A 25164-nucleotide genomic window follows, 5' to 3' on the forward strand; every position below is an offset into this window, starting at 1 on the left:
TAGCTGCGGTGAGCGTCGATTGTAATTAAGATGGGCGCATGTTTCTTCCCGCATGTTTTCCAGCCAAGGTGCCAACCGTGAGCGTGAACAACCCTCTTCTGCAGTCCTACGACCTGCCGCCGTTCTCGGCGATCCGTGCCGAACACGTGCAACCGGCCATTGAAAAGATCCTGGCTGACAACCGCGCCGCCATTGTCGAAATCCTCAAGACCCAGGCCAAACAACCGACCTGGGCCGGCTTGGTGCTGGCGATGGACGAACTCAACGATCGTCTGGGCGCCGCCTGGAGCCCGGTCAGCCACCTCAATGCCGTGTGCAACAGCGCCGAGTTGCGCGAAGCCTACGAGGCTTGCCTGCCAGCCTTGAGCGCCTACGCCACCGAACTGGGCCAGAACCGTGAACTGTTTCAGGCCTATGAAGCGCTGACCAACAGCCCTGAGGCCGCCGGTTTCGATGTGGCGCAGAAAACCATCCTGGAACACGCCCTGCGTGACTTCCGTCTGTCGGGTATCGACCTGCCTGAAGCCGAACAAAAACGTTATGCCGACGTGCAGAGCAAACTGTCGGAGCTGGGCAGCCGCTTCTCCAACCAGTTGCTCGACGCCACCCAGGCCTGGACCAAGCACATCACTGACGAAGCGGCCCTCGCCGGCCTGACCGATTCGGCCAAGGCGCAGATGGCCGCCGCCGCGCAAGCCAAAGACCTGGACGGCTGGCTGATCACCCTGGAGTTCCCGAGTTACTACGCGGTAATGACCTATGCCCAAGACCGCGCCCTGCGCGAAGAAGTCTACGCCGCCTATTGCACCCGTGCGTCGGATCAGGGCCCGAATGCCGGTCAGAACGATAACGGCCCGGTCATGGAAGAAATCCTCGACCTGCGTCAGGAACTGGCAAAACTGTTGGGCTTCACCAGCTTCTCAGAGCTGAGCCTGGCGACCAAAATGGCCGAGTCCAGCGATCAGGTACTCAGCTTCCTGCGCGATCTGGCCAAGCGCAGCAAGCCGTTCGCCGTCCGGGATCTGGAGCAACTCAAGGCCTACGCCGCCGAACAGGGTTGCCCGGACCTGCAAAGCTGGGACAGCGGTTTCTACGGTGAAAAACTTCGCGAACAGCGTTATAGCGTCGCCCAGGAAACCCTTCGCGCTTACTTCCCGATCGACAAGGTTTTGGGTGGCCTGTTCAGCATCGTCCAGCGCCTGTACGGCATCGAGATCGCCGAGCTGAAAGGCTTCGATACCTGGCATCCGGACGTCCGCCTGTTCGAAATCAAGGAAAACGGCCAGCACGTCGGTCGCTTCTACTTCGACCTGTATGCCCGCGCCAACAAGCGCGGCGGTGCCTGGATGGACGGCGCCCGCGATCATCGCCGTACGATCAGTGGCGTGCTGCAAAGTCCGGTGGCGAATCTGGTGTGCAACTTCACCCCGGCCGACAGTGGTAAGCCGGCCCTGCTGACCCACGACGAAGTGACCACCCTGTTCCACGAATTCGGTCATGGCCTGCATCACCTGCTGACCCGCGTCGAGCATGCCGGCGTGTCCGGCATCAATGGCGTGGCTTGGGATGCGGTCGAGCTGCCAAGCCAGTTCATGGAAAACTGGTGCTGGGAGCCGGAAGGTCTGGCACTGATTTCCGGTCACTACGAAACCGGCGAACCGCTACCTCAGGATCTGCTGGAGAAAATGCTCGCGGCGAAGAACTTCCAGTCCGGCCTGATGATGGTCCGCCAGCTGGAGTTCTCGCTGTTCGACTTCGAATTGCATGCCACCCACGGTGACGGTCGTAGCGTGCTGCAAGTGCTCGAAGGCGTGCGCGACGAGGTCTCGGTCATGCGTCCGCCGGCCTACAACCGTTTCCCCAACAGCTTCGCTCACATCTTTGCCGGCGGTTATGCGGCGGGTTACTACAGCTATAAGTGGGCTGAAGTATTGTCGGCCGATGCCTTCTCGAAATTCGAAGAAGAGGGTGTGCTCAATGCCGAGACCGGTCGTGCATTCCGTGAAGCAATCCTGGCGCGAGGCGGCTCCCAAGAGCCAATGGTGCTGTTCGTCGACTTCCGTGGCCGTGCGCCATCGATTGACGCACTCTTGCGCCATAGCGGCCTGAGTGAGGATGCGGCAGCATGAGTGAGGGACCTGTGATTACCAAGAAACGCTTTATCGCCGGGGCGGTCTGTCCGGCTTGCAGCGAGCCGGATAAGTTGATGATGTGGAGCGAAGACTCAGTTCCGCATCGCGAGTGCGTGGCCTGCGGTTATTCCGACACGCTGAATGAACAAGGTCTGTCGGTGCCCAAGGAATTGGGCACGCGGGTCAATACCTCGGCACTCAAGGTGCCGGACGCCAAGGTTCAGGCTGTGCAGTTTTTCCCGAACCCGAAGTTGAAGAAAAAGCCTGACGAACAGCACTGACTGAACACCACCTTCCACTTCCAATGGAGTGGAAGGTGGTATCTATCTACCACCTTTGTCCTGCGCTTCCTTTTTAGGCTGACCACATTCAGCCTCCATACAAGGAAGACGCCATGCCCGATATCAATCCACTCCTGCAGCGCTGGGACCTGCCGCCCTATTCGGCCGTTCGCGCCGAGCATCTGGTGCCGGCCATCGAAAAAATCATCAGCGACAACCGTCAGGCCATTTCCGACATCATTGCCAGTCAATCGGCACTTCCGACCTGGGACGACCTGATGCTGGCGGTCGATGAAACCGATGCACGCCTGGACGAAGCCATGGGCATCATCGAAACCCTCTCCATTGTGAAACACGATGGCGACGCCTGGGAAATCGCCAGCGGTACATGTCACGATGCAGTCGCGCAGTACAAAACCGAAAGGTTGAGCAATCAGGCGCTGTTCCAGGCTTATCAGCGTCTTGCGCAAAGTCCGGCCGCCGCGAACTACGATGAGTCTCGCAAAGCGGTGCTGAAAAAGATTCTGCGCAGGTTCCGTTACTCGGGAATCGATCTGCCCCTTGATCAACAGCAGCAACTTACTCGCCTGAATCGTGACATCGCCGCGCTCGAACGCCTGTTTTTAACGCACCTGGAAGATGCCAGCGCAGCCTGGAGCAAGCGCATCAACGACGTCGCCCAACTCAGGGGGCTACCTCTGGCGACCAAAGATCGTCTGGCACTCAATGCACGGCAGGCAGGGCATGAGGGCTGGCTGATAACCCTGGATCAGGACACCTACAACCAAGTCATGGCCTATGCCGAAGATCGCCCCCTGCGTGAAGAGTACTTCGTTGCCTTCAGCACTCGATCCTCCGATCAGGGCCCGCACGCCGGGCAATTCGATAATGGTCCGGTATTGGAATTGTTATTGGCTCAGCGTCATCGCAAAGCCCTGCTGCTAGGGTATGAGAACTTTGCCCAACTGAGCCTGGCGAACCGGATGGCGGAATCAACCGAACAGGTCAGCGATTTCCTGCGTCGACAAGTGGCGCTGAAAACACCGAGTTTCGAAGAGGATGCGCAAGCGCTCAAGGCTTTCGCGGTGGGCCAGGGCATCGCTGAGGTACAGCCTTGGGATCATGAGTTTCTCGCCGAAAAGCTGCGCCAGCAATCCCTCGATACTCCCCTGGAAAGCCTGCGCGATTATTTCCCGCTGGATGGAATCCTGCGCCGAATCTGCCTGTTCAGCGAGCGCATGTTCGGGGTCCGGATCGTTGAGCAGACAGCGTTCAGTCGCTGGCATGACAACGTTCGTCTGTTTGAAGTCAGCGAGCATGAGCAAGTGATCGGGTACATTTACCTTGACCCGTTCCATCGCAAGGAGGCCCCTGACTTTCCGTGGACCGCAACACCACGCAACCGGCGAATGGACGCCGAAGGTCGATTGACCCTGCCAATTGCCGTTATTCATACCAACTTCACTGAAGTTTTGGCTGATCAGCCTTGTTTGCTGACTCATCTGGATCTGCGGGTGCTTTTCCATGAATTTGGTCACTGCCTGCACCATATTCTGACTCGTTCACCGCATTACACCCTCTCAGGCATCTCCCAGCTGGGTCGCGACACGTCGGAGTTTGCCGGACAATTGTTCGAACGCTGGTGCTTTTCACGAACGTTTCTACTGTGGCTGGCGGCCCACTATCAGACGGGGGAAGGCTTGACCGCAGACCAAATCGATAAGGCACTGATATCGATTCAAACCCATAGCAGCTGGCAGACAGCCCGTTTGCTGATGGCTGGCTTGTTTGATTTCCAATTGCACCGCTCCCAAGGTGATGGTCGTAGCGTTCGACAAGTATTCGAAGACGTACAGCAGGAAATCCCTCATCTGAAACTGTCCTCCTACAGCCGACTCGCAAACAGTTTCGATTATATGGTGACCGGTTACGGTGCGTCGGTTTACGCCTACACCTGGTCAGATACGCTCGCTACCGAAGCCTTCAAACGTTTTGAGCGGGATTGGATTTTCAACGTTCGAACAGGTAAAGCTTTTCGTGAAGCTGTTTTTTCACCTGGGGATTCGCGCTCTCTATTGTCATCTCTAGAAACGTTTCTGGAGCGGCCGCTTGCCGAGGATCTTTTCCCGGCAGCCATAGGTAGCTGAGGTAACGGTTATTCAATGTGGGCCGACTTGAGCCAATTCTTCATCGAGCAACTGGCGAATGGGCTCGTGCTGCAATCACCATTGGCCAGCGCCATACGAAGTTTGTCGACATCGGCCTGCATCATGTAACGCACACCGTCCTTGAAATGCGTGCTGTCACCAAAGCCGCCTTGGGTCATTTCATTCAAGGCCTCCTCCTTGCTCCAACCCTGCACGACCACTCGGTACATCGCAGCCATCAGGCCGGTGCGATCAGAACCGTGTTTGCAGTGCATAAGCACAGGACCTTTGGCCTCGGCGGTCTGAATTGTGCGAAGGACTTTGAGCACATCACTGTCATCCACATGATTGGTGCGGTAGGGCAGTTGTATCTGGGTGATTCCGGTCGCGGGCAACCAGGTTGAGTCCGGGTCAGGCAGGAAATTGATGACGGTCGCGACGTTGAGTCTTTCCAGTAACGGCACTACTCCGCTGTCCGGCAATGAACTGCGATAGAGGGTCGGGGACATCTGATAGAGGTTGTACTGAACCTCCACCGGCTGAGCCCAGTCTGCGGGACGGGGTAAAGAAGTATCGTCAGCGCAGGCCAGCGTCAGGTTGAAAAGTGTGGCCAACGATAAAAAGAGCGTCGCAGGTAAAAAGCGCAGTAGGGGCATGCTCAGGCGACCGTGATTGAAGGGGTGGATGGATAGCACCCAGCTTCGACCCAGAGCGGTCAAAGGTCTGTGAGACGCCCGTCAAAGAATCGTGAATCGAACTATCCCGATAACCAGCCACCCTGCACAAACAAGCATCCAAAACAACAAATCAAGATTAAAATAAAAAGCCCTGTGTAGATTTTATTCACACAGGGCTTACTTATTGGCTTATATGAATAACAGCGCAAAGTTATCCGTACCAGGTATCAAGGACTGACGATACTGACGTATGCCTTGGCGAGTGCCAATAACTTGGCCTTGTCATCGGCGTCAACATCACCATCCCCATCGATATCTTTGGAATTGCGTATATCGAAGGATTTACCGCCATCGTACGAAGCTGCAACGATGATAGTGGAGTCGAGTAGCGTTTCTTTTGGCACCGCATTTACATCGTCCCAGCCTGAGTCTTTCAGAGCAAACTGCATGGAGACCAACACCTCATCCGGATCGACCGGAGTTGGACCAAGTTTTTGTAGAAAAATACCACGTTGATTAAAAGACGACATTGTTTAATCCCTTAATGAATATCCATTTATATGATGTGTACAGCGGCTGAAATAATACCGACACCTTTGATGTTAAAGCCACACTGGATATGTATCTCTTAGTTGCCGACATAATCAAATTACTATCAGGTTTTATATAACCTGTTAATGAGGGTGGCCTCTCCCGAAAATTGAAAGGCGCCGAATGGCACTATCCGACTTTATGCCACAGGGGTACTGTATGCCCATACAGCAATCAGGGCCTCCCCATGAATACGCCATTGCCCCCCCGCGGCCGCGGCACCGCTACCAACCCGCACAACCGTTTCGCGCCAAGCCGTTCGGTGGCCGAGGATGACGGCTGGTATCAGGAAGCGCCGATCACCCAAGGCACCGAGGTGCGCATTGAGACGGCAAAAACCATCATCACCCGCAACAACTCGCCGGACCTGCCCTTCGATCGTTCGATCAACCCCTATCGCGGCTGCGAGCATGGCTGCATCTATTGCTACGCACGGCCCAGCCACGCCTATTGGGACCTGTCACCGGGGCTGGATTTCGAAACCAAACTGATCGCCAAGACCAACGCCGCCGATGTGCTGGAAGAACAACTGTCCAAGCGCGGCTATCAATGCGCGCCGATCAACCTGGGCTCCAACACCGACCCTTATCAGCCGATCGAACGTGAACACAGAATCACCCGCAAGACTCTCGAAGTGCTGCTGCGTTACCGCCATCCGGTGACCATCATCACCAAGGGCTCGCTGATTCTTCGCGATCTGGACCTGCTGGCCGAACTCGCCGAGCAAAGGCTGGTGGCGGTGATGATCAGCCTGACCACGCTGGATGATGAACTCAAGCGCATCCTCGAACCGCGCGCCGCGGCACCCAAGGCGCGGCTGCGCGCGATCCGGGTGATGCGCGAAGCCGGGATTCCAGTGGGCGTTTTGTGCTCACCGATGATTCCCATGATCAACGACAGCGAACTCGAAAGCCTGCTGACCGAGGCCCACGCGGCCGGTGCACACAGCGCGGCCTACATGATGTTGCGCCTGCCGTTGGAAGTGGCGCCGCTGTTCGAAGAGTGGCTGGCCGTCCACTATCCTCAGCGTGCAGCTCATGTGTTGAGCCTGATCCGCCAAAGCCGTGGTGGTGAGCTCTACGACAGCCGGTTCGGTGCCAGAATGCGCGGTGAAGGGCCGTTTGCCGACCTGTTGGCGCAACGCTTCGCCAAAACCATCAAGCGTCTGGGGCTCAATAATCGGGAAGGTTTCAATCTGGATTGCGAAGCCTTTTGTCCGCCGGGGCGCCAAATGTCGTTGATTTAAAGACAATTGGCCCTATGGTTGAGTAGTGAAAACGATACGTCGCGTTTAGGCTGGTCACGTTTTCTGTGACCTGGAACACTCGTTCTAGAGCGTTTTATTCAGTTTGAGTTAAGTTTCAACGGCTACCTTGTTCATCGAGTGACTGACGGGTCTGGCTCTTCGACCTGGATGTTTTTTAAACAGCCACTGGCTTCACACCGGACAAAACGGGAAAATTCCCTGACTCCGCCAAAGAGGATGAATCATGAGTGACAAGGATAAACAGCCGTTGGCTGCGTCGGCTCCAGCCCAACCCGAGGCGGAAACCGCCGATGCAGCGCTGCAGCATATCGTTGACGGCTTTTTGCATTTTCATCACGAGATCTTTCCGCAGCAGGAAGAACTCTTCAAAAAACTCGCCACGGCCCAGCGGCCTCGGGCGATGTTCATCGCGTGTGCCGACTCACGCATCGTTCCCGAACTGATTACCCAAAGCGCCCCCGGCGACTTGTTCGTGACCCGCAACGTCGGCAACGTCGTGCCGCCCTATGGGCAAATGAACGGCGGTGTTTCCACGGCCATCGAATACGCGGTACTGGCTCTCGGCGTGCAGCACATCATTATCTGCGGGCACTCTGACTGTGGCGCCATGCGCGCAGTGCTCAACCCGCAGAGCCTGGAAAAGATGCCGACGGTAAAGGCCTGGCTGCGTCATGCAGAAGTGGCGAAAACCATGGTTCAAGACAACTGTCACTGCACTAACGAAAACGAGAGCATGCATATCCTCACCGAGGAGAATGTAATCGCTCAGTTGCAGCACTTGCGCACACACCCGTCGGTGGCCTCGCGCATGGCCAATGGTCAGCTGTTTATCCATGGTTGGGTCTACAACATCGAAACCAGCGAAATCAAAGCTTACGACGCGGATCAGGGTTGTTTCCTGCCGCTCGATGGCAGCCATCCGATTCCGGTGGCGACGCCCAAAGCGCGCTTCTAAATCCTCCGTATGGTTTAGTCGTGGCTGCTGATCCAGCAGCCTGGCTTTGCCATGCCTGAAGAAAACTTCGGGAGAGTCACCATGCGTGCTACTCAATTAAAAGCTGTTCTGCCACGGGAGCTGCTGGCTTCGGTGGTTGTGTTTCTTGTCGCCCTGCCCTTGTGCATGGGCATCGCCATCGCCTCGGGGCTGCCACCGGCCAAAGGTCTGATCACCGGCATCATCGGTGGTCTGGTGGTCGGCTGGCTTGCCGGATCGCCGCTGCAAGTCAGCGGCCCGGCAGCGGGTCTGGCGGTATTGGTGTTCGAACTGGTGCGCCAGCATGGTATCGCCATGCTCGGGCCGATCCTGCTGCTGGCGGGTTTTCTGCAATTGGTGGCCGGGCGCCTGAAACTGGGTTGCTGGTTTCGGGTCACCGCGCCAGCGGTGGTGTACGGCATGCTCGCCGGGATTGGGGTGCTGATCGTGCTGTCACAGGTGCATGTGATGCTTGATGCCGTGCCCAAGCCGTCTGGGCTGGATAATCTGGCAGCCTTCCCCGCTGCCGTGATTCAGGCTTTGCCGTCGTTTGGCTGGCAAGCAGGTTTGCTTGGGCTGTCGACCATTGCCGTGATGTGGCTGTGGGAAAAACTGCGCCCGCATTCCCTGCGTTTCGTTCCTGGAGCATTGCTTGGGGTCGGCTTGGCAACGGTCGCCAGCCTGGTGCTCGCATTGCAGGTCAAACGAGTGGAAGTCCCGGCCAACCTGGCGGAAGCCATCGATTGGCTGCGCCCGGCGGACCTGCTCAACCTGGCAGACCCGACTCTGCTGATCGCCGCTTTCGCCGTGGCCTTTATCGCCAGCGCCGAAACCCTGCTCTCGGCCGCCGCAGTGGACCGCATGCACAGCGGCCAGCGCTCGGACTTCGACCGCGAATTATCGGCGCAAGGTGTGGGTAACATGCTGTGTGGTCTGCTCGGTGCGCTGCCGATGACCGGGGTCATCGTGCGCAGTTCGGCCAACGTCCAGGCCGGCGCCACCACCCGACTGTCAACGGTGTTTCATGGTCTGTGGTTGCTGGCTTTCGTGCTGCTGCTGTCGAGCGTGCTGCAAAGCATTCCGGTGGCGAGTCTGGCAGGGGTTCTGGTTTACACCGGTTTCAAACTGGTAGACCTCAAGGCCTTTCGCGGTCTGGGCCGTTATGGCCGGATGCCGATGTTCACCTATGCGGCGACCGCACTGGCAATCATCTTCACCGACCTGCTGACCGGCGTGCTGATCGGCTTTGGCCTGACACTGGCCAAACTGGCCTGGAAGGCTTCGCGCCTGAAAATCAGCCTGATCGATCTTCCGGCGGACGGTGAAATGGAGCTGCGACTGGTGGGAGCGGCGACTTTCCTCAAGGTACCGGCGCTGACCAAAGTACTGGGGAGTATTCCGGCAGGTGCAACGGTGCATGTACCGCTCAATAACCTGAGCTACATCGATCACTCGTGTCTGGAGTTGCTGGAGGAATGGGGCCGGGCCAATGCGGCGAAGGGCTCGAAGCTGTTAATCGAAGCACGGGGGTTGAAGCGCAGGCTTGAAGGACGGTTGCGTACCACGACTGGAGTAGGCTCAGCCGCTTAAACCACTTGTAGGAGCGAGGCTTGCCCGCGAAGGCGGCGTGTCAGTCGACATCAATGTTGAATGTCAGGCAGCCTTCGCGGGCAAGCCTCGCCCTACAGGGGTTGCTTGGATTTACGCGGCTGGTTGATCCAGCTCCAACTCCACGCCCAATTGGCGCGACAGGCACGGCCAGCGCTTCCACGCGGCGCCGGTGTCCGGGCTGTTGAGTTTCTCGCGGTAGGCCTCTACGGACTCCAGCGCGAAACTTTCATCGTTAAGCATCTCGTCCACAGCGTGATGCACCGCCTCATCCAGTTGGTTGGCAAATTCCTCGCCAATCAATTGGTGGGCAATCAGGTTGGCAACAGTCATGTCCAAGGGGATCAGTGGCTGGCCAAAATGCTTGATGTACAGGTCGTTGACCTCTTCGACCAATCGATGCGCCAGATAAGCTTCGTCCAGCAGGCCGTCCAGACCAACATGACCGGCCATGATCGCCGGCGGCTGGAGGAAGAACTGCTCGGCGATTTTCAACACCGGCTTGATCTGTGATTCGATGCCCGCTTCCCTGGCGACTTCATTGGCTGCATCCAGCAGGTCCGGCACTTGTTCTATATACGCGGCCACAAAACGCGTCATCACGCCATTGGCATCGACATCCGGCAATTGGATGGCGGAGTGAAGGTGCGGCAGTTGGGTTTCCAGCTGACGAGTCAACAGGCCGGTCTGGGCCTCATGTTGTTGGGCTTTTTGGATCTGCTCGCGCAATGCGGCGGTGTTCATGAAAACTCCAGGAAACAAAGGCAATGAAATAGGGAAGACATAACTTAGCTGGCTTACGAAAAAGGCTAAGACGCATTTGTCATAATTATTTCATCCTTGAGACGCCTACGTTATATCGATTTGCCACCACTCGTCTGCATCCTTCTCCATTCGTGACCTGGAACGCAAGTCCAACCTGTTTCGGTTGATTTACGCCATCGCGTTGCGTGGTGGCAGTCGCTGTCTATACTCGGTTCTGAATGGAGTTAGCTGATGACGCCCGACTGCATATGCAGCAAGGCTCGGCGATTCAAGTTCGTAGTCTGAAAAAGCCGCTCCCTTGCCGCAGGTGAAAGCCGGCGGGATAAAAAGAACTATAAGGGGAACCCGCAATGATGCGACATCCACAAGTCTGGATGGGCCTCCTGTTGTGGTCGATTTTCAGTCAGGCGCAAGCGGCCTGGACTGTGAATATGGCGCCTGGAGCGACTGAAATCAGTCACGCAGTATTCGATCTGCACATGACCATTTTCTGGATCTGTGTAGTGATCGGCATCATCGTCTTCGGCGCCATGTTCTGGTCGATGATGGTCCACCGCCGCTCTACCGGGCAGGTGGCCGCAAAATTTCATGAAAGCACCACTGTCGAAATTCTCTGGACCATCGTGCCCCTGCTTATTCTGGTGGCCATGGCGGTCCCTGCAACCGCCACCCTGATCCAGATGTACGACAACACTGAGCCGGATATCGATATCCAGGTCACCGGCTATCAGTGGAAGTGGCATTACAAATACCTGGGTCAGGACGTCGAATTTTTCAGCAACCTGACCACCCCCGCCGATCAGATCCACAACAAGGAAACCAAGGGCGAGCATTACCTCTTGGAGGTCGACAAGCCGTTGGTGCTGCCGATCGGTGCCAAGGTGCGCTTTCTGGTGACCTCCGCCGACGTCATCCACTCCTGGTGGGTGCCGGCCTTCGCGGTCAAGCGCGATGCGATTCCGGGCTTCGTCAATGAGTCCTGGACCCGTGTCGAAAAGCCCGGTATCTACCGTGGCCAGTGCGCCGAGTTGTGCGGCAAGGACCACGGCTTCATGCCGATTGTGGTCGAGGTCAAGGAAAAGGCCGACTACGAAGCCTGGCTGGGCGAGCGCAAGGCGGAAGCCGCGCAGCTCAAAGAGCTGACCAGCAAGGAATGGACCCTCGACGAGCTCAAGGAGCGCGGCGACAAGGTCTATCACACCACCTGCGTGGCCTGTCACCAGGCCGAAGGCCAGGGCCTGCCGCCGATGTTCCCGGCACTCAAGGGCTCGAAAATCGCCACCGGGCCGATCAAGGATCACCTGAACATCGTCTTCCACGGCAAGCCCGGCACCTCCATGGCGGCGTTCGGCAAGCAGCTCTCGGAAGTCGATATCGCAGCGGTCGTGACCTACGAACGTAACGCCTGGGGCAACAACAAAGGCGACATGGTCACCCCTAAAGAAGTGCTGGAGCTGAAACAGGCGGAAAGCAAATGACCTGGTTAATTGCGCACGTAAGGAACCGCTCGGGGCATGACGCCCCGGCCCGCCCAGCCCATCCGTTTGCAGGAGACAGGACATGACTGCTGTCGTCGATGACCATGTTCATACCGGCACCGCCCACGCCCACGGCCCCGCCAAAGGCCTGATGCGTTGGGTGCTGACCACCAACCACAAGGATATCGGCACGCTGTACCTGTGGTTTGCGTTCTCCATGTTCCTGTTGGGCGGCTCGTTCGCCATGGTGATTCGTGCCGAGCTGTTCCAGCCGGGACTGCAAATCGTCCAGCCGGAATTCTTCAACCAGATGACCACCATGCACGGCCTGGTGATGGTGTTCGGTGCAGTGATGCCGGCCTTCGTCGGCCTCGCCAACTGGATGATCCCGTTGATGATCGGCGCGCCGGACATGGCCTTGCCGCGGATGAACAACTTCAGCTTCTGGCTGCTGCCAGCGGCGTTCATCCTGCTGGTATCGACCCTGTTCACCCCCGGTGGCGGGCCGAACTTCGGCTGGACCTTCTATGCACCGCTGTCGACGACCTACGCGCCGGAAAGCGTGACGTTCTTCATCTTCGCCATCCACTTGATGGGGATCAGTTCGATCATGGGGGCGATCAACGTGATCGCGACCATCCTCAACCTGCGCGCCCCCGGCATGACGTTGATGAAAATGCCACTGTTCGTCTGGACCTGGCTGATCACCGCGTTCCTGCTGATCGCGGTGATGCCAGTGCTGGCCGGTTGCGTGACCATGATGCTGATGGACATCCACTTCGGCACCAGTTTCTTCAGTGCCGCCGGTGGCGGAGACCCGGTGTTGTTCCAGCATGTGTTCTGGTTCTTCGGTCACCCCGAGGTGTACATCATGATCCTGCCGGCGTTCGGTGCCGTCAGCTCGATCATTCCGGCCTTTTCGCGCAAGCCATTGTTCGGCTACACCTCGATGGTCTACGCCACGGCGAGTATTGCGTTCCTGTCGTTCATCGTCTGGGCGCACCACATGTTCGTGGTCGGCATTCCGCTGGTGGGCGAGTTGTTCTTCATGTACGCCACGCTGCTGATCGCGGTGCCCACCGGAGTCAAGGTGTTCAACTGGGCCAGCACCATGTGGCAAGGCTCGCTGACCTTCGAGACGCCGATGCTGTTCGCCGTGGCATTCGTCATCCTGTTCTCCATCGGCGGGTTCTCCGGGTTGATGCTGGCCATCGCCCCGGCGGACTTCCAGTACCAGGACACCTACTTCGTGGTCGCGCACTTCCACTACGTGCTGGTGCCGGGGGCGATTTTCGGGATCTTCGCCTCGGCCTACTACTGGCTGCCGAAATGGACCGGCCACATGTACGACGAAACCCTCGGCAAGCTGCATTTCTGGCTGTCATTCATCGGCATGAACCTGGCGTTCTTCCCGATGCACTTCGTGGGCCTGGCGGGCATGCCGCGGCGGATTCCGGACTACAACCTGCAATTCGCCGACTTCAACATGGTGTCGTCGATTGGCGCGTTCATGTTTGGTGCCACGCAGATCTTCTTCCTGTTCATCGTGATCAAGACCATTCGTGGCGGCGAGCCGGCACCGGCCAAGCCGTGGGATGGCGCCGAAGGCCTGGAATGGAGCATTCCGTCGCCAGCGCCGTATCACACCTTCACCACGCCGCCGGAAGTGAAATGAACAGCCTTGCCTCTGTGGGGGCGAGCTTTTGTGGCGAGGGAGCTTGCTCCCGCTCGGCTGCGAAGCAGACGCAAAACTTTTGGGGCCGCTTCGCGACCCAGCGGGAGCAAGCTCCCTCGCCACAAAGGCCTGCTCCTACCGGGTCATGCGTAAAGGTTAGAAATCATGGCTGATTCGATTTCGATGAAGAAACTGGTCACCCGCCTGTTGCTGGTGGTGGTGGCGATGTTTGTTTTCGGCTTTGCCCTGGTGCCGATCTACGACGTGATGTGCCAGGCGTTCGGCATCAACGGCAAAACCTCCGGGCAGTATGAAGGCGAGCAAACGGTCGACGCTTCGCGGCAGGTTCGCGTGCAGTTTCTGTCGACCAACGCGGCCAACATGACCTGGGATTTCTATCCCAAGAGTGATGAGCTGACCGCTCACCCGGGGGCGGTGAACGAGATGATTTTTATCGCCCACAACCCGACCGATCGCCCGATGAGCGCCCAGGCGGTTCCGAGTATCGCGCCCAGCGCAGCCGCGGCGTACTTCCACAAGACCGAATGCTTCTGCTTTACCCAGCAAGTGCTGCAGCCCGGTCAACGAATCGAGATGCCGGTACGGTTCATTGTTGACCGCGACATGCCCAAGGATGTGAAGCACCTGACGCTGTCCTACACGCTGTTCGATATCACCGCACGTCATCCGCCCGTGGCTGTTGCAGCAAGCACCGGCGGCTAGGCGTTAAAGCGTGCCCGATAAGGAGAACAATAAATGGCAACTCACGAACATTATTACGTTCCAGCCCAGAGCAAATGGCCGATTATCGCCACGGTCGGCATGTTCGTCACGGTGTTCGGCCTGGGCACCTGGTTCAATGACCTGAAGGCTGCGCGGCCGGAATCTCATGGCCCGCTGATCTTTTTCGTCGGCAGCCTGCTGCTGGCCTACATGCTGTTCGGCTGGTTCGGTACGGTGATCAAGGAAAGTCGCCAAGGGTTGTACAGCGCACAGATGGACCGCTCGTTCCGCTGGGGCATGAGCTGGTTCATTTTCTCCGAGGTGATGTTCTTCATCGCCTTTTTCGGCGCGCTGTTTTATGTGCGCAACATTGCCGGCCCGGCACTGGGCGGTGAAGGCACCAAAGGCCTCGCTCACATGCTGTGGCCAACGTTTGAATTCACCTGGCCGCTGCTGAACAACCCGGACCCGAAACTCTTTCCTCCCCCCAAGGAAGTCATCAGCCCCTGGGGCCTGCCGCTGCTCAATACCGTGTTGCTGGTGAGTTCCAGTGTCACCGTGACCATTGCTCACCACGCCTTGAAAAAAGGCCATCGCGGCGCACTGAAAATCTGGCTGGCACTGACCGTGTTGCTCGGTTGCGCGTTCCTCGGTTTCCAGGCCGAAGAATACCTGCACGCCTACAACGAGCTGGGCCTGACTCTGGGCTCCGGCATCTACGGTGCAACGTTCTTCATGCTCACCGGTTTCCACGGCGCCCACGTGACCATGGGCACCATCATTCTGTTCGTGATGCTGATGCGGGTCATGCGCGGGCACTTCGATGCCGACCATCAATTCGGCTTCGAGGCGGCGAGCTGGTACTGGCACTTCGTGGACGTGGTGTGGATCGGTCTGTTCGTTTTCGTCTACGTGCTCTGAGCCTTGGTTCGCATGACTACCAAGGCACGTGAGACACCAACTGGCCGCTGAAAAAACCCCAGGCGATCAAGCCGACAGTGGTGGCGGCCAGCGCAACACGAACACTCAAGGCGATGACCAGGCGATTCGAGTGGCTGTCGTCCTTGACCAGAAAAAACAGGCCGCTGAACAGGCTGACAACCGTGGCAATCAGCATCAGGACGATGGCTGCTTTGAGCATGGTGACACTCCGGGGGACAGGCGATGCATTTGAGTATAGCTATCGCGATTACCGACTTTCTGGCGACGCCATGAAACGCTTCCGGCCGGGCCTCGTGCCGACTCTGGTGGTCGCGGTGCTGCTACCCTTGCTGGTGTCACTCGGGTTCTGGCAGTTGAGCCGGGGCGCGGAGAAAAGCGCACTGCTGCAAAGCTATGCCGAACGCCGGGCGGCCGAACCGATGGCCAGTACCGAACTGCAACACACCGAAGATCCGGCCTTCCGCCGGGTTCGCCTGCACGGCCAGTTCGATGCCGAACACAGCCTGCTACTGGACAACCGTCAGCGCGACGGCAAGGTCGGGGTCGAACTGCTGCAACCGTTTCAGGACCGGGCGACCGGGCTCTGGTTGCTGGTCAATCGCGGCTGGTTGCCGTGGCCGGATCGGCGTACACCGCCGTCATTCACCACACCGACTCAGGCATTGAGCCTCGACGCCTGGGTCTATGTCTCCCCCGGCGCAACGTTCCAGTTGCACGCCGACCCAGACGCCACGACCTGGCCACAACTGGTCACCGCCATTGAACCGGCCAGGCTCTGGGCGGCGCTTGACCGTGACGGTTTCGCCTACGAATTACGCGCGCAAAGCGGTCCCGCGACCTACCAGGCCGATTGGCCGGTAGTGGCCATGGGGCCGGAAAAACACGTGGCTTATGCCGTGCAGTGGTTCGCCCTGTCGATAGCCCTGCTCGGCCTTTACCTCTATCTCGGCTGGCACAACGCAAAGGAGAAAAATAATGGGAACGGCCATGAATCCACCCGACATGTCTGAGGCGAAAACGCCGGTAAATCGGCGGCGCGGGCGCTTGCAGTTGTTGCTGATCCTGTTGGGAGTGATCGGTCCGATGATCCTCGCCACCGGCATGTACAAATTGCAGTTCTGGGTACCGGAAGGCCGTAGTTATCACGGCGAACTGATCGGCAACGGCCAGACCCGCGCCGACATCGGCGTACCGGCGCAAGAAGACCGCTGGCAGTTGCTGGTGACGGCGCCCAAGGACTGTTCGGTGGACTGCCAGCAGCTGGTTTATCTGGCGCGCCAGATCCAGATCGGCCTTGGTCGCGATGCCTCCCGCGCCAGCCATGCGCTGGCCATCGCGCAGCCGCTGAACAGCGATTACGAGACTAAACTTCAACGAGAGTACCCGCAGCTGCAACGTTATTCACTGGACCCGCCGACCTACATCAAAGGCGCTCAGAGCAATGACACCCCGCACCTGTGGATCATCGACCCTCACGGCAACCTGGTGCTGCGCTACGACCCGACGGTGAAGGGCAAGGACCTGCTCAACGACCTGCGCCATTTGCTGAAACTGTCGAACATCGGATAAGGGCATCGTCATGGCCAAACCTGGATTTCGCCTCGCGCTGTTTGCCACCTTGCTGGCACTGATTGTGGTGTTGCTCGGCGCCTACACGCGCCTGACCCATGCGGGTCTCGGCTGTCCGGATTGGCCAGGCTGCTACAGCTTTATCAGCGTGCCGAACAGCGAAGCCCAACTGGCCCATGCCGAACTGCACTTTCCCGACGCGCCGGTAGAAGCCAACAAAGGCTGGAACGAGATGCTTCATCGCTACTTCGCCGGCACCCTGGGGCTGCTGATCGTGGTTCTGGCGGGCCGCGCCTGGACCCATCGTCATCACCCGGGGCAGCCCGTGAAATTACCGTTGTTTGTGCTGGCGGTGGTGTTCGCCCAAGCGGCGTTCGGCATGTGGACGGTGACGCTCAAGCTCTGGCCGCAAGTGGTCACCGGGCATTTGCTCGGCGGCTTTGCGACCTTGAGCCTATTGTTTCTGCTGACCTTGCGCCTGTCCGGCGTGTTGCCAGCGCTGACGGTGCCTCGACGTTTGCAGCACTGGGCGACCGCCGGGTTGTTGCTGGTGATCCTGCAAATTGCCCTTGGTGGCTGGGTCAGTTCCAATTACGCAGCGGTGGCCTGCATCGACTTTCCGACCTGCCACGGACAATGGCTGCCACCGACTGATTTCGCCAACGGCTTTCACCTGACCCAACACATCGGCCCCAATTACCTGGGCGGGCAACTGGACAGCGATGCCCGCACCGCGATTCACCTGACTCATCGCATCGGCGCGTTACTGGTCACCCTCGTTCTGCTCGGTCTGGCCTGGCAACTGAAGGTCGTCGGCATGACGCGCCTGGCCGCCATGGTGCTGATCGTCCTTGCCGCACAAATCACCCTGGGCATCAGCAATGTGGTGTTCCACTTACCGCTGCCGGTGGCCGTCGCCCACAACGCCGGCGGTGCAGCGCTGTTGCTGACGATGGTGCTGGTCAATTATCACGCGCGAACCAGTCTGGTTCGGGTCAAGCATCAGCCCCCAGTGCGCTGGCGTCTCAGCCTGCGCAAACACTCGGCCGGGCCCATAACAATAAAAGGAGAAATGCCATGGCGACCCTGATCGGCGAACGTCACAGTCAGGCAATCTGGCGGGATTACCTGGAGCTGACCAAGCCGAAAGTGGTGGTGCTGATGCTCATCACCTCGCTGGTCGGCATGTTCCTCGCGACCCGCGCCGGGGTGCCGTGGACGGTGCTGGTGTTCGGCAATCTGGGGATTGCCTTGTGTGCCGGCGGTGCGGCTGCGGTCAACCATGTGGTGGACCGACGCATCGACGCGGTCATGGCCCGGACCCACAAGCGGCCCTTGGCCGAAGGTCGGGTATCTCCGGCCGCTGCGCTGACCTTCGCCCTGGTGCTGGCGCTGCTCGGCCAGGCGTTGCTGCTGACCTTCACCAACCCGTTGACGGCGTGGCTGACCCTCGCGTCTTTGCTCGGTTATGCCGTGGTCTACACCGGTTTCCTGAAACGTGCGACGCCGCAGAACATCGTTATCGGCGGCCTCGCCGGTGCTGCCCCGCCGCTGCTCGGCTGGACCGCCGCCACCGGTCATGTCAGTGCCGAACCGTTGCTGCTGGTGCTGATCATCTTCGCCTGGACACCGCCGCACTTCTGGGCACTGGCGATTCATCGCAAAGAGGAATACGCCAAGGCTGACATTCCGATGCTGCCGGTGACCCATGGCGAGCACTACACCAAAGTCCATATCCTGCTTTATACCTTTGCGCTACTGGCCGTCAGCCTGATGCCCTTCGTAATCCACATGAGCGGCGTGCTCTACCTGATTTGTGCCCTCGCCTTGGGCGCGAGGTTTCTGCAATGGGCCGTGGTGCTGTACCGTGGCACTCGGCCGCACGCGGCGATCAACACGTTCAAGTACTCTATTTACTACTTGTTCCTGCTGTTTATCGCGCTGCTCGTAGACCACTACTTACTGTTGAACCTATGACTCGAACCCAGAAAACCGTCTTCATTCTCGTCGCCTTGATCGCGCTGATCCTGGGCCTGACCATCAATAAAGTACTGACCGGAAAAAACCAGGGCGACCCGACGGCACTGATCGATGCGGGGATCATCCTGTTGCCCCAAAGCCGTAACCTGCCGGACGTGAAGATGACCGATCAGGACGGTAAACCAGTGGCGGTCAACGAGCTGAAAGGCAAGTGGAGTGTGTTGTTCTTCGGCTACACCTTCTGCCCGGACATCTGCCCGACCACCCTCGCCCAGCTACGGCAGATCAAGAGCGAACTGCCGGCGGATGCTGTGGACAAGTTGCAGGTCGTTTTAGTCAGCGTCGACCCGAACCGCGACACGCCCAAGCAACTCAAGCAGTACCTGGGCTACTTCGATCCGCAGTTCATCGGGCTGACTGCGTCCTCGGTCGAAGACCTTCAGAAACTGGCCAATGCGGTGAGCATTCCGTTTATTCCGGCGGACACCAGCAAGCCTAATTACACCGTCGACCACAGCGGCAACCTCGCGGTGATCGGCCCGGATGGGACTCAGCGCGGGTTCATTCGTGCACCGTTGAACAACCAGAAACTGGTGGCGCAGTTGCCGGTGATGCTCAAGCGCGAATAACCAACACAATACCCTGTGGCGGGCTTGCTCGCGAAAGCGGAGTGTCAGGCAACATTAATGTCGACTGATACGCTGCCTTCGCGAGCAAGACAGTTGCTCCCACATTTTGATCTGTGCCCAGGCTGACTGGCGCTTTACAAATCCGACTCTTTAACCACCCGCACCTGCGCCGCATCCAATGCATACGCCGCGTCCGCCAGGTCGTTGTTGACCTTCTCGATCTTCAGCGTGCCAGTCACCCACAGCGGCGTGTAGATGTCATTCAGTTTCAGGCCTTTGGGATAACGCACCAGCACCAATTGGTTAGGCGGTGGTGGCGGCACGTGGATGCAAGCGCCCGGGTACGGCACGAGGAAGAACAGCGTGCTATGGCCCTTGGCATCGGACTCCAGCGGTACCGGATAACCGCCGATGCGGATGTGCTTGTCATTCATCGATGGCACGGTTTTGGTCGAGTACATCACCGCCGGCAAGCCCTTGCTCTGCTTCATGCCACCCTTTTGAGTAAAGGTGCCGTTGGCTTCCGGGGAGTTGTGATCGATTTCGGGCATGGCCTCGAGGGCTTTCTGGTCCGACTTGGGCATCAGTTCGAGCCAGTCGGTTTCCGGCAGTTCGCCGGCATGGGCCAAACCACTGCCCAGGAAGAGAAGAGTCAACAGAAGACGGCGCATGAAAGTGCTCGACAAAGGAAAGGACAATGTGACGATGCAACGCCGAGCATTCTAGCCCTCTCCGGCGATGGCGCAGAGAGGGCTTTGTCACTTCAATCAGGTCCTTTTTTTGATCAGGCCGTAGATCACCAGCAATACCACCGCGCCCACCAGCGCACCGATGAAACCTGCGCCTTCGCCAGCGCGGTAGATGCCCAGGGCCTGGCCGCCGTAAGTAGCCGCCAGCGAACCGCCGATACCGAGCAGGATGGTCATGATCCACCCCATGCTGTCATCGCCCGGTTTCAGAAACCGAGCCAGCAGGCCGACGATCAAGCCGATAAAGATGGTTCCGATAATTCCCATGGCATTTCCCTCTGATTGATTTGGATATGCCGAAAGCCTAGACAGACTTTGGCATCCTGCCATCAGAGAACGGCGGACACTGAAGGTTCCGCCGCCGCCACATGAAACTATTCGGCAATCAGCGCTTCGACCTTGAGGATCTGCGCAGCCAACGTCTCACGGTCTGCACAGCGCAGATTGGCGTGCCCGACCTTGCGGCCGACCTTGAAAGCCTTGCCGTAGTGATGCAAATGGCAGTCGTCGATCGCGATCACTTTTTCTATCGGCGGCACGACACCGATGAAGTTGAGCATCGCGCTCTCGCCGACCTTGGCCGTCGAACCCAGCGGTAAACCGGCGACGGCACGCAGATGGTTTTCGAACTGGCTGCACTCGGCGCCTTCGGTGGTCCAGTGCCCGGAGTTGTGCACGCGCGGGGCGATTTCGTTGGCCTTGAGGCCGCCGTCGACTTCAAAGAACTCGAACGCCATCACGCCGACGTACTCCAGCTGCTTCAGTACTCGGCTGGAGTAATCTTCAGCCAACGCTTGCAGCGGGTGATCGGTGCTGGCCACGGACAGCTTGAGAATGCCGCTGTCGTGGGTGTTGTGAACCAGTGGATAGAACTTGGTTTCGCCATCGCGAGCACGCACGGCAATCAGCGAGACTTCGCCAGTGAACGGCACGAAACCTTCCAGCAGGCAGGCGACGCTGCCCAGCTCGGCGAAGGTGCCGACCACGTCTTCAGGCTTGCGCAGGACCTTCTGGCCCTTGCCGTCGTAACCCAGGGTGCGGGTTTTCAGCACGGCCGGCAGGCCGATGGAAGCCACCGCAGCGTCCAGGTCGGCTTGCGACTGAATGTCAGCGAACGCGGGAGTCGGAATCCCCAGATCCTTGAACAGGCTCTTCTCGAACCAGCGATCACGAGCGATGCGCAGCGCTTCGGCGCTCGGATACACCGGGACGAATTGCGACAGGAATGCCACGGTTTCGGCCGGGACGCTTTCGAACTCGAAGGTCACCAGATCAACTTCATCGGCCAACTGACGCAGGTGATCCTGATCGCCGTAATCGGCCCGCAGATGTTCGCCCAATGCGGCTGCGCAAGCATCCGGCGCCGGGTCCAGGAAAGCGAAGTTCATGCCCAGCGGAGTGCCCGCCAGCGCCAACATGCGACCCAACTGGCCGCCACCGATTACACCGATTTTCATCGTCAACAACCTCAGGCGATGCGTGGGTCTGGATTGTCCAGGACGCTGTCTGTCTGCTCAGCGCGGAATTTCTTCAACACGGTATGAAATTGCGGATGCTTGGCGCCCAGGATGCTCGCCGAGAGCAGCGCTGCGTTGATCGCGCCGGCTTTGCCGATGGCCAGCGTGGCGACCGGAATGCCTGCTGGCATCTGCACGATAGACAGCAGCGAATCGACGCCCGAGAGCATCGACGACTGCACCGGCACACCCAGCACTGGCAGGTGGGTCTTGGCCGCACACATGCCTGGCAGGTGAGCCGCGCCACCGGCACCGGCGATGATCACCTCGATGCCACGGGCCTCAGCATCTTCGGCGTACTGGAACAGCAGGTCCGGGGTGCGGTGGGCAGAGACCACTTTCACCTCATAAGGGATGCCGAGCTTTTCCAGCATATCGGCGGTGTGGCTAAGGGTGGACCAATCGGACTTGGAGCCCATGATCACGCCAACCAGTGCGCTCATCGTCGTGCCTCTTCTCTCTGGGCGCCCGCAGGCGCGTCAAAAAACAACAAGCCACGCAGAATGCGTGGCTTGATTGTACGAAAAATGGCCGGACGAACCGGCCGAAGGCCGCGCAGTATACCTCAATGAAGCAGATAAACAGCCCCCGATACGACCATCTGTCATACGGCGCAAAGTGGCGGTTTTATTGACTTCAAGGTCAATCAAATCCACCACACATCCTTGTGGGAGCTGGCTTGCCCGCGATGAGGTCGGCATAGCAAACATTGATGTTGCCTGACACTCCGCAATCGCGGGCAAGCCCGCTCCCACAGAGTTCTTCGCCGTATTCAAGAACCGGGGGTGCCTTGGGCTGCGCCGCCCTCAAGCTTGCGCCAAAGCAACCGCACATTGGCCTTTCGCACCAGCGCGCAGCGATAAAGACGAATCTCCAGCGGCACATGCCATTGCGGGCCGCCGCAGACCACCAACTCACCGCGAGCCAGTTCGGCGCGCACGCTCAACTGCGGCACCCAGGCGATGCCCAGACCTTCCAGCGCCATGCTTTTCAGGCTATCGGCCATGGCGGTTTCATAAATGGTGGTGAATCGCAGGGCGCGCTGGCGCAACAGCATGTTTACCGAGCGTCCAAGAAACGCTCCGGCGCTATAGGCCAACAGCGGCACGCTGCTTTCTCCCTCCAGGTCGAACAACGGTTTGCCATCGGCATCGGCGGCGCAGACCGGGAGCATTTCGGTATCCCCCAGATGCAGCGACGGGAAAATCTCCGGGTCCATCTGCATGGCCGCATCCGGGTCGTAAAACGCCAGCATCAGATCACAGCCGCCTTCGCGCAATGCATGCACGGCATCACCAACGTTGGTCGCCACCAGTCGCGTGGCAATATTCAGCCCTTCGTTGCGCAATTGCGCGATCCAGCGCGGGAAGAAACCCAGCGCCAGGGAGTGCGCGGCTGCAACCTGCATCACCTCGCCCTGCCCGCCTTCCAGGTGATGAAGGTGGCGCAGCACTTCACCGAGCTGTTCGACCACGGTTCGCGCGGTGACGAGAAACAGCTGCCCCGCCGCCGTCAACTCGACCGGAGTGCGAGAGCGATTGACCAGAGTCAGCCCCAGCGCGGCTTCGAGGCTGCGGATCCGCCGGCTGAATGCCGGCTGAGTCACAAAGCGTCGTTCAGCCGCCTGGGAGAAGCTGCGGGTGGCGGCCAGAGCACTAAAGTCCTCGAGCCATTTGCTTTCCAGATTCATCACGCCCTCCCGGACACGCACCAATTTAGGTCACACGCTCGCCGCACACGCGGCGTCACACGAGCATTATGCCGAATGTGCATAGGCTAGTGTTTAACAGCATTGGCCCAAAATTCTTCACACGCCTAGCATTTGCGGTGTTCCGGCACAGACCGGGTCCCTATCGAGATGATTTCTATCATGTCCTCCGCTGCATCTTTCCGCACAGAAAAAGACCTGCTTGGCGTACTCGAAGTACCTGCTCAAGCGTATTACGGCATCCAGACCCTGCGAGCGGTGAACAACTTCCGTCTCTCCGGCGTTCCGATTTCGCATTACCCGAAGCTGGTTGTCGGCCTGGCAATGGTCAAACAGGCCGCCGCTGACGCCAACCGCGAGTTGGGTCATCTGAGCGAAGCCAAGCACGCGGCTATCAGCGAAGCCTGTGCCCGATTGATCCGCGGCGATTTCCACGAAGAGTTCGTGGTGGACATGATTCAAGGCGGCGCTGGCACTTCGACCAACATGAATGCCAACGAAGTCATCGCCAACATCGCGCTGGAGGCCATGGGCCACAGCAAGGGCGAATACCAGTACCTGCATCCGAACAACGACGTGAACATGGCGCAGTCGACCAACGACGCCTACCCGACCGCGATCCGTCTGGGTCTTCTGTTGGGTCATGACGCGCTGCTGGCCAGCCTCGACAGCCTGATCCAGTCGTTCGCCGCCAAAGGTGAAGAATTCAGCCACGTTCTGAAGATGGGTCGTACCCAACTGCAAGACGCCGTGCCGATGACCCTGGGCCAGGAATTCCGCGCCTTCGCCACCACCCTGAGCGAAGATCTGGCGCGTCTGAAGACCCTGGCACCTGAGCTGCTGACCGAAGTGAACCTGGGCGGCACCGCTATCGGTACCGGCATCAACGCCGACCCGCGTTACCAGGCCCTGGCCGTTCAGCGTCTGGCCACTATCAGCGGTCAACCGCTGGTGCCAGCCGCCGACCTGATCGAAGCCACCTCCGACATGGGTGCCTTCGTGCTGTTCTCCGGCATGCTCAAGCGCACCGCGGTCAAGCTGTCGAAGATCTGCAATGACCTGCGTCTGTTGTCCAGCGGCCCACGCACCGGCATCAACGAAATCAACCTGCCAGCGCGTCAGCCAGGCAGCTCGATCATGCCAGGCAAGGTCAACCCGGTTATCCCGGAAGCCGTGAACCAGGTTGCGTTCCAGATCATCGGCAACGACCTGGCCCTGACCATCGCGGCCGAAGGCGGCCAGCTGCAACTGAACGTGATGGAGCCGCTGATCGCCTTCAAGATTTTCGACTCGATCCGCCTGCTGCAGCGCGCCATGGACATGCTGCGCGAGCACTGCATCGTCGGCATCACCGCCAACGAAGAGCGCTGCCGTGAGCTGGTCGAACACTCGATCGGCCTGGTCACCGCGCTGAACCCGTACATCGGCTATGAAAACGCCACCCGTATTGCCCGTGTCGCTCTTGAAAGCGGCCGCGGCGTGCTGGAACTGGTGCGCGAAGAAGGCTTGCTCGACGAAGAAATGCTCGCCGACATTCTGCGCCCGGAAAACATGATTGCTCCGCGTCTGGTGCCTCTGAAGGCTTAACCGAACGCCGGCTCTTTTGAAGAGCACGCTCACCAGGTCGAGGGACTAGACACCTCTCACCTTTTGAGGGCTTGGGGATTTGTTCCCTCAAGCCCTTTTTTTTAACCCTTTTGCGGATTTTCCGAACATGTTTAATGTTTTCAGTGCCGCCAAGATCGCAGCCTTC

25 protein-coding genes are annotated in these 25164 nt (G+C 58.9%); 16 read left to right on the forward strand and 9 right to left on the reverse strand.

Annotated elements, in window-relative coordinates:
• The first annotated feature begins 38 nt into the window (after positions 1 to 38).
• The 3 genes from prlC (at position 39) to PSH88_RS29810 (ending at position 4560) form a co-directional block, all read left to right on the forward strand.
• The gene (gene prlC / locus PSH88_RS29800) at positions 39 to 2129 is read left to right on the forward strand and encodes an oligopeptidase A (protein WP_305424311.1); all 2091 of its coding nucleotides are present in this window, start codon (positions 39 to 41) and stop codon (positions 2127 to 2129) included.
• The gene (locus PSH88_RS29805; protein WP_305424312.1) at positions 2126 to 2413 is read left to right on the forward strand and encodes a YheV family putative zinc ribbon protein; all 288 of its coding nucleotides are present in this window, start codon (positions 2126 to 2128) and stop codon (positions 2411 to 2413) included. Before prlC ends, PSH88_RS29805 begins: the two co-directional genes overlap by 4 nt.
• 113 nt (positions 2414 to 2526) lie before the next feature.
• On the forward strand, positions 2527 to 4560 hold the full coding sequence (locus tag PSH88_RS29810) for a M3 family metallopeptidase (RefSeq protein ID WP_305424313.1): 2034 nt from the start codon (positions 2527 to 2529) through the stop codon (positions 4558 to 4560).
• An 8-nt stretch (positions 4561 to 4568) separates the two neighbouring features.
• On the opposite strand, the gene PSH88_RS29815 is transcribed toward PSH88_RS29810, so the two are convergent.
• Both PSH88_RS29815 and PSH88_RS29820 read right to left on the reverse strand, forming a co-directional pair.
• Positions 4569 to 5216: a phosphatase domain-containing protein gene (locus tag PSH88_RS29815; RefSeq protein WP_305424314.1), complete on the reverse strand. Its 648-nt coding sequence runs from the start codon at positions 5214 to 5216 to the stop codon at positions 4569 to 4571.
• A gap of 248 nt (positions 5217 to 5464) precedes the next feature.
• Positions 5465 to 5767, reverse strand: a complete 303-nt coding sequence (locus tag PSH88_RS29820; RefSeq protein ID WP_305424315.1) for a hypothetical protein — start codon at positions 5765 to 5767, stop codon at positions 5465 to 5467.
• Positions 5768 to 6015: 248 nt separating this feature from the next.
• Here PSH88_RS29820 and PSH88_RS29825 point away from each other — a divergent pair, with 248 nt between their 5' ends.
• From PSH88_RS29825 to PSH88_RS29835, 3 genes are all read left to right on the forward strand, one after another.
• On the forward strand, positions 6016 to 7074 hold the full coding sequence (locus PSH88_RS29825; RefSeq protein ID WP_305424316.1) for a PA0069 family radical SAM protein: 1059 nt from the start codon (positions 6016 to 6018) through the stop codon (positions 7072 to 7074).
• A gap of 244 nt (positions 7075 to 7318) precedes the next feature.
• A complete protein-coding gene (locus PSH88_RS29830) occupies positions 7319 to 8050 on the forward strand; it encodes a carbonic anhydrase (protein ID WP_305424317.1) in 732 nt (243 codons plus the stop codon).
• A gap of 81 nt (positions 8051 to 8131) precedes the next feature.
• Positions 8132 to 9658, forward strand: a complete 1527-nt coding sequence (locus PSH88_RS29835; protein ID WP_305424318.1) for a SulP family inorganic anion transporter — start codon at positions 8132 to 8134, stop codon at positions 9656 to 9658.
• Between the two features lie 111 nt (positions 9659 to 9769).
• Here PSH88_RS29835 and PSH88_RS29840 read toward each other — a convergent pair whose 3' ends face one another.
• On the reverse strand, positions 9770 to 10420 hold the full coding sequence (locus PSH88_RS29840; RefSeq protein ID WP_305424319.1) for a hypothetical protein: 651 nt from the start codon (positions 10418 to 10420) through the stop codon (positions 9770 to 9772).
• 371 nt (positions 10421 to 10791) lie between these two features.
• Between PSH88_RS29840 and coxB the strand changes: the two genes are divergently transcribed.
• The 4 genes from coxB to PSH88_RS29860 all read left to right on the forward strand — a co-directional run bounded on the left by coxB (position 10792) and on the right by PSH88_RS29860 (position 15238).
• Positions 10792 to 11919: a cytochrome c oxidase subunit II gene (gene coxB / locus PSH88_RS29845; protein WP_305424320.1), complete on the forward strand. Its 1128-nt coding sequence runs from the start codon at positions 10792 to 10794 to the stop codon at positions 11917 to 11919.
• Positions 11920 to 12001: 82 nt separating this feature from the next.
• Positions 12002 to 13594: a cytochrome c oxidase subunit I gene (gene ctaD / locus PSH88_RS29850; protein WP_074872329.1), complete on the forward strand. Its 1593-nt coding sequence runs from the start codon at positions 12002 to 12004 to the stop codon at positions 13592 to 13594.
• Positions 13595 to 13759: 165 nt separating this feature from the next.
• Entirely contained in the window at positions 13760 to 14317 is a 558-nt protein-coding gene (locus tag PSH88_RS29855; RefSeq protein WP_305424321.1) for a cytochrome c oxidase assembly protein, read from the forward strand.
• 33 nt (positions 14318 to 14350) lie between these two features.
• Complete coding sequence (locus PSH88_RS29860) at positions 14351 to 15238, forward strand: cytochrome c oxidase subunit 3 (protein ID WP_305424322.1); 888 nt, start codon at positions 14351 to 14353, stop codon at positions 15236 to 15238.
• Between the two features lie 16 nt (positions 15239 to 15254).
• Here the strand turns inward: PSH88_RS29860 and PSH88_RS29865 are convergent, their stop codons facing one another.
• Entirely contained in the window at positions 15255 to 15458 is a 204-nt protein-coding gene (locus PSH88_RS29865) for a twin transmembrane helix small protein (RefSeq protein WP_030129650.1), read from the reverse strand.
• Positions 15459 to 15528: 70 nt separating this feature from the next.
• Here PSH88_RS29865 and PSH88_RS29870 point away from each other — a divergent pair, with 70 nt between their 5' ends.
• The 5 genes from PSH88_RS29870 to PSH88_RS29890 are packed head-to-tail and all read left to right on the forward strand — an operon-like array spanning position 15529 to position 19437.
• The gene (locus tag PSH88_RS29870) at positions 15529 to 16269 is read left to right on the forward strand and encodes an SURF1 family protein (RefSeq protein WP_305424323.1); all 741 of its coding nucleotides are present in this window, start codon (positions 15529 to 15531) and stop codon (positions 16267 to 16269) included.
• A complete protein-coding gene (locus tag PSH88_RS29875) occupies positions 16235 to 16828 on the forward strand; it encodes a hypothetical protein (protein WP_305424324.1) in 594 nt (197 codons plus the stop codon). The genes PSH88_RS29870 and PSH88_RS29875 overlap by 35 nt, the downstream gene beginning before the upstream one ends.
• Positions 16829 to 16838: 10 nt before the next feature.
• Complete coding sequence (locus tag PSH88_RS29880; protein WP_305424325.1) at positions 16839 to 17918, forward strand: COX15/CtaA family protein; 1080 nt, start codon at positions 16839 to 16841, stop codon at positions 17916 to 17918.
• Complete coding sequence (gene cyoE, locus PSH88_RS29885; RefSeq protein WP_305424326.1) at positions 17906 to 18805, forward strand: heme o synthase; 900 nt, start codon at positions 17906 to 17908, stop codon at positions 18803 to 18805. Before PSH88_RS29880 ends, cyoE begins: the two co-directional genes overlap by 13 nt.
• Entirely contained in the window at positions 18802 to 19437 is a 636-nt protein-coding gene (locus PSH88_RS29890; RefSeq protein ID WP_305424327.1) for an SCO family protein, read from the forward strand. Before cyoE ends, PSH88_RS29890 begins: the two co-directional genes overlap by 4 nt.
• Before the next feature lie 134 nt (positions 19438 to 19571).
• Here PSH88_RS29890 and PSH88_RS29895 read toward each other — a convergent pair whose 3' ends face one another.
• The 5 genes from PSH88_RS29895 to PSH88_RS29915 all read right to left on the reverse strand — a co-directional run bounded on the left by PSH88_RS29895 (position 19572) and on the right by PSH88_RS29915 (position 23393).
• On the reverse strand, positions 19572 to 20108 hold the full coding sequence (locus PSH88_RS29895) for a DUF3299 domain-containing protein (protein WP_038983567.1): 537 nt from the start codon (positions 20106 to 20108) through the stop codon (positions 19572 to 19574).
• Between the two features lie 96 nt (positions 20109 to 20204).
• The gene (locus tag PSH88_RS29900; RefSeq protein ID WP_007896499.1) at positions 20205 to 20453 is read right to left on the reverse strand and encodes a GlsB/YeaQ/YmgE family stress response membrane protein; all 249 of its coding nucleotides are present in this window, start codon (positions 20451 to 20453) and stop codon (positions 20205 to 20207) included.
• A gap of 107 nt (positions 20454 to 20560) precedes the next feature.
• Positions 20561 to 21643, reverse strand: coding sequence for a 5-(carboxyamino)imidazole ribonucleotide synthase (locus PSH88_RS29905; RefSeq protein WP_305424328.1), 1083 nt, complete (start codon positions 21641 to 21643; stop codon positions 20561 to 20563).
• A gap of 11 nt (positions 21644 to 21654) precedes the next feature.
• Positions 21655 to 22146, reverse strand: coding sequence for a 5-(carboxyamino)imidazole ribonucleotide mutase (purE, locus tag PSH88_RS29910; RefSeq protein ID WP_305424329.1), 492 nt, complete (start codon positions 22144 to 22146; stop codon positions 21655 to 21657).
• A 329-nt stretch (positions 22147 to 22475) separates the two neighbouring features.
• Positions 22476 to 23393, reverse strand: coding sequence for a LysR substrate-binding domain-containing protein (locus PSH88_RS29915; RefSeq protein WP_305424330.1), 918 nt, complete (start codon positions 23391 to 23393; stop codon positions 22476 to 22478).
• 180 nt (positions 23394 to 23573) lie between these two features.
• Between PSH88_RS29915 and aspA the strand changes: the two genes are divergently transcribed.
• Positions 23574 to 24998, forward strand: a complete 1425-nt coding sequence (gene aspA, locus PSH88_RS29920) for an aspartate ammonia-lyase (RefSeq protein ID WP_007896503.1) — start codon at positions 23574 to 23576, stop codon at positions 24996 to 24998.
• Positions 24999 to 25164 lie beyond the last annotated feature (166 nt).

Source organism: Pseudomonas wuhanensis, assembly GCF_030687395.1.
Taxonomy (GTDB): Bacteria; Pseudomonadota; Gammaproteobacteria; order Pseudomonadales; family Pseudomonadaceae; genus Aquipseudomonas; species Aquipseudomonas wuhanensis.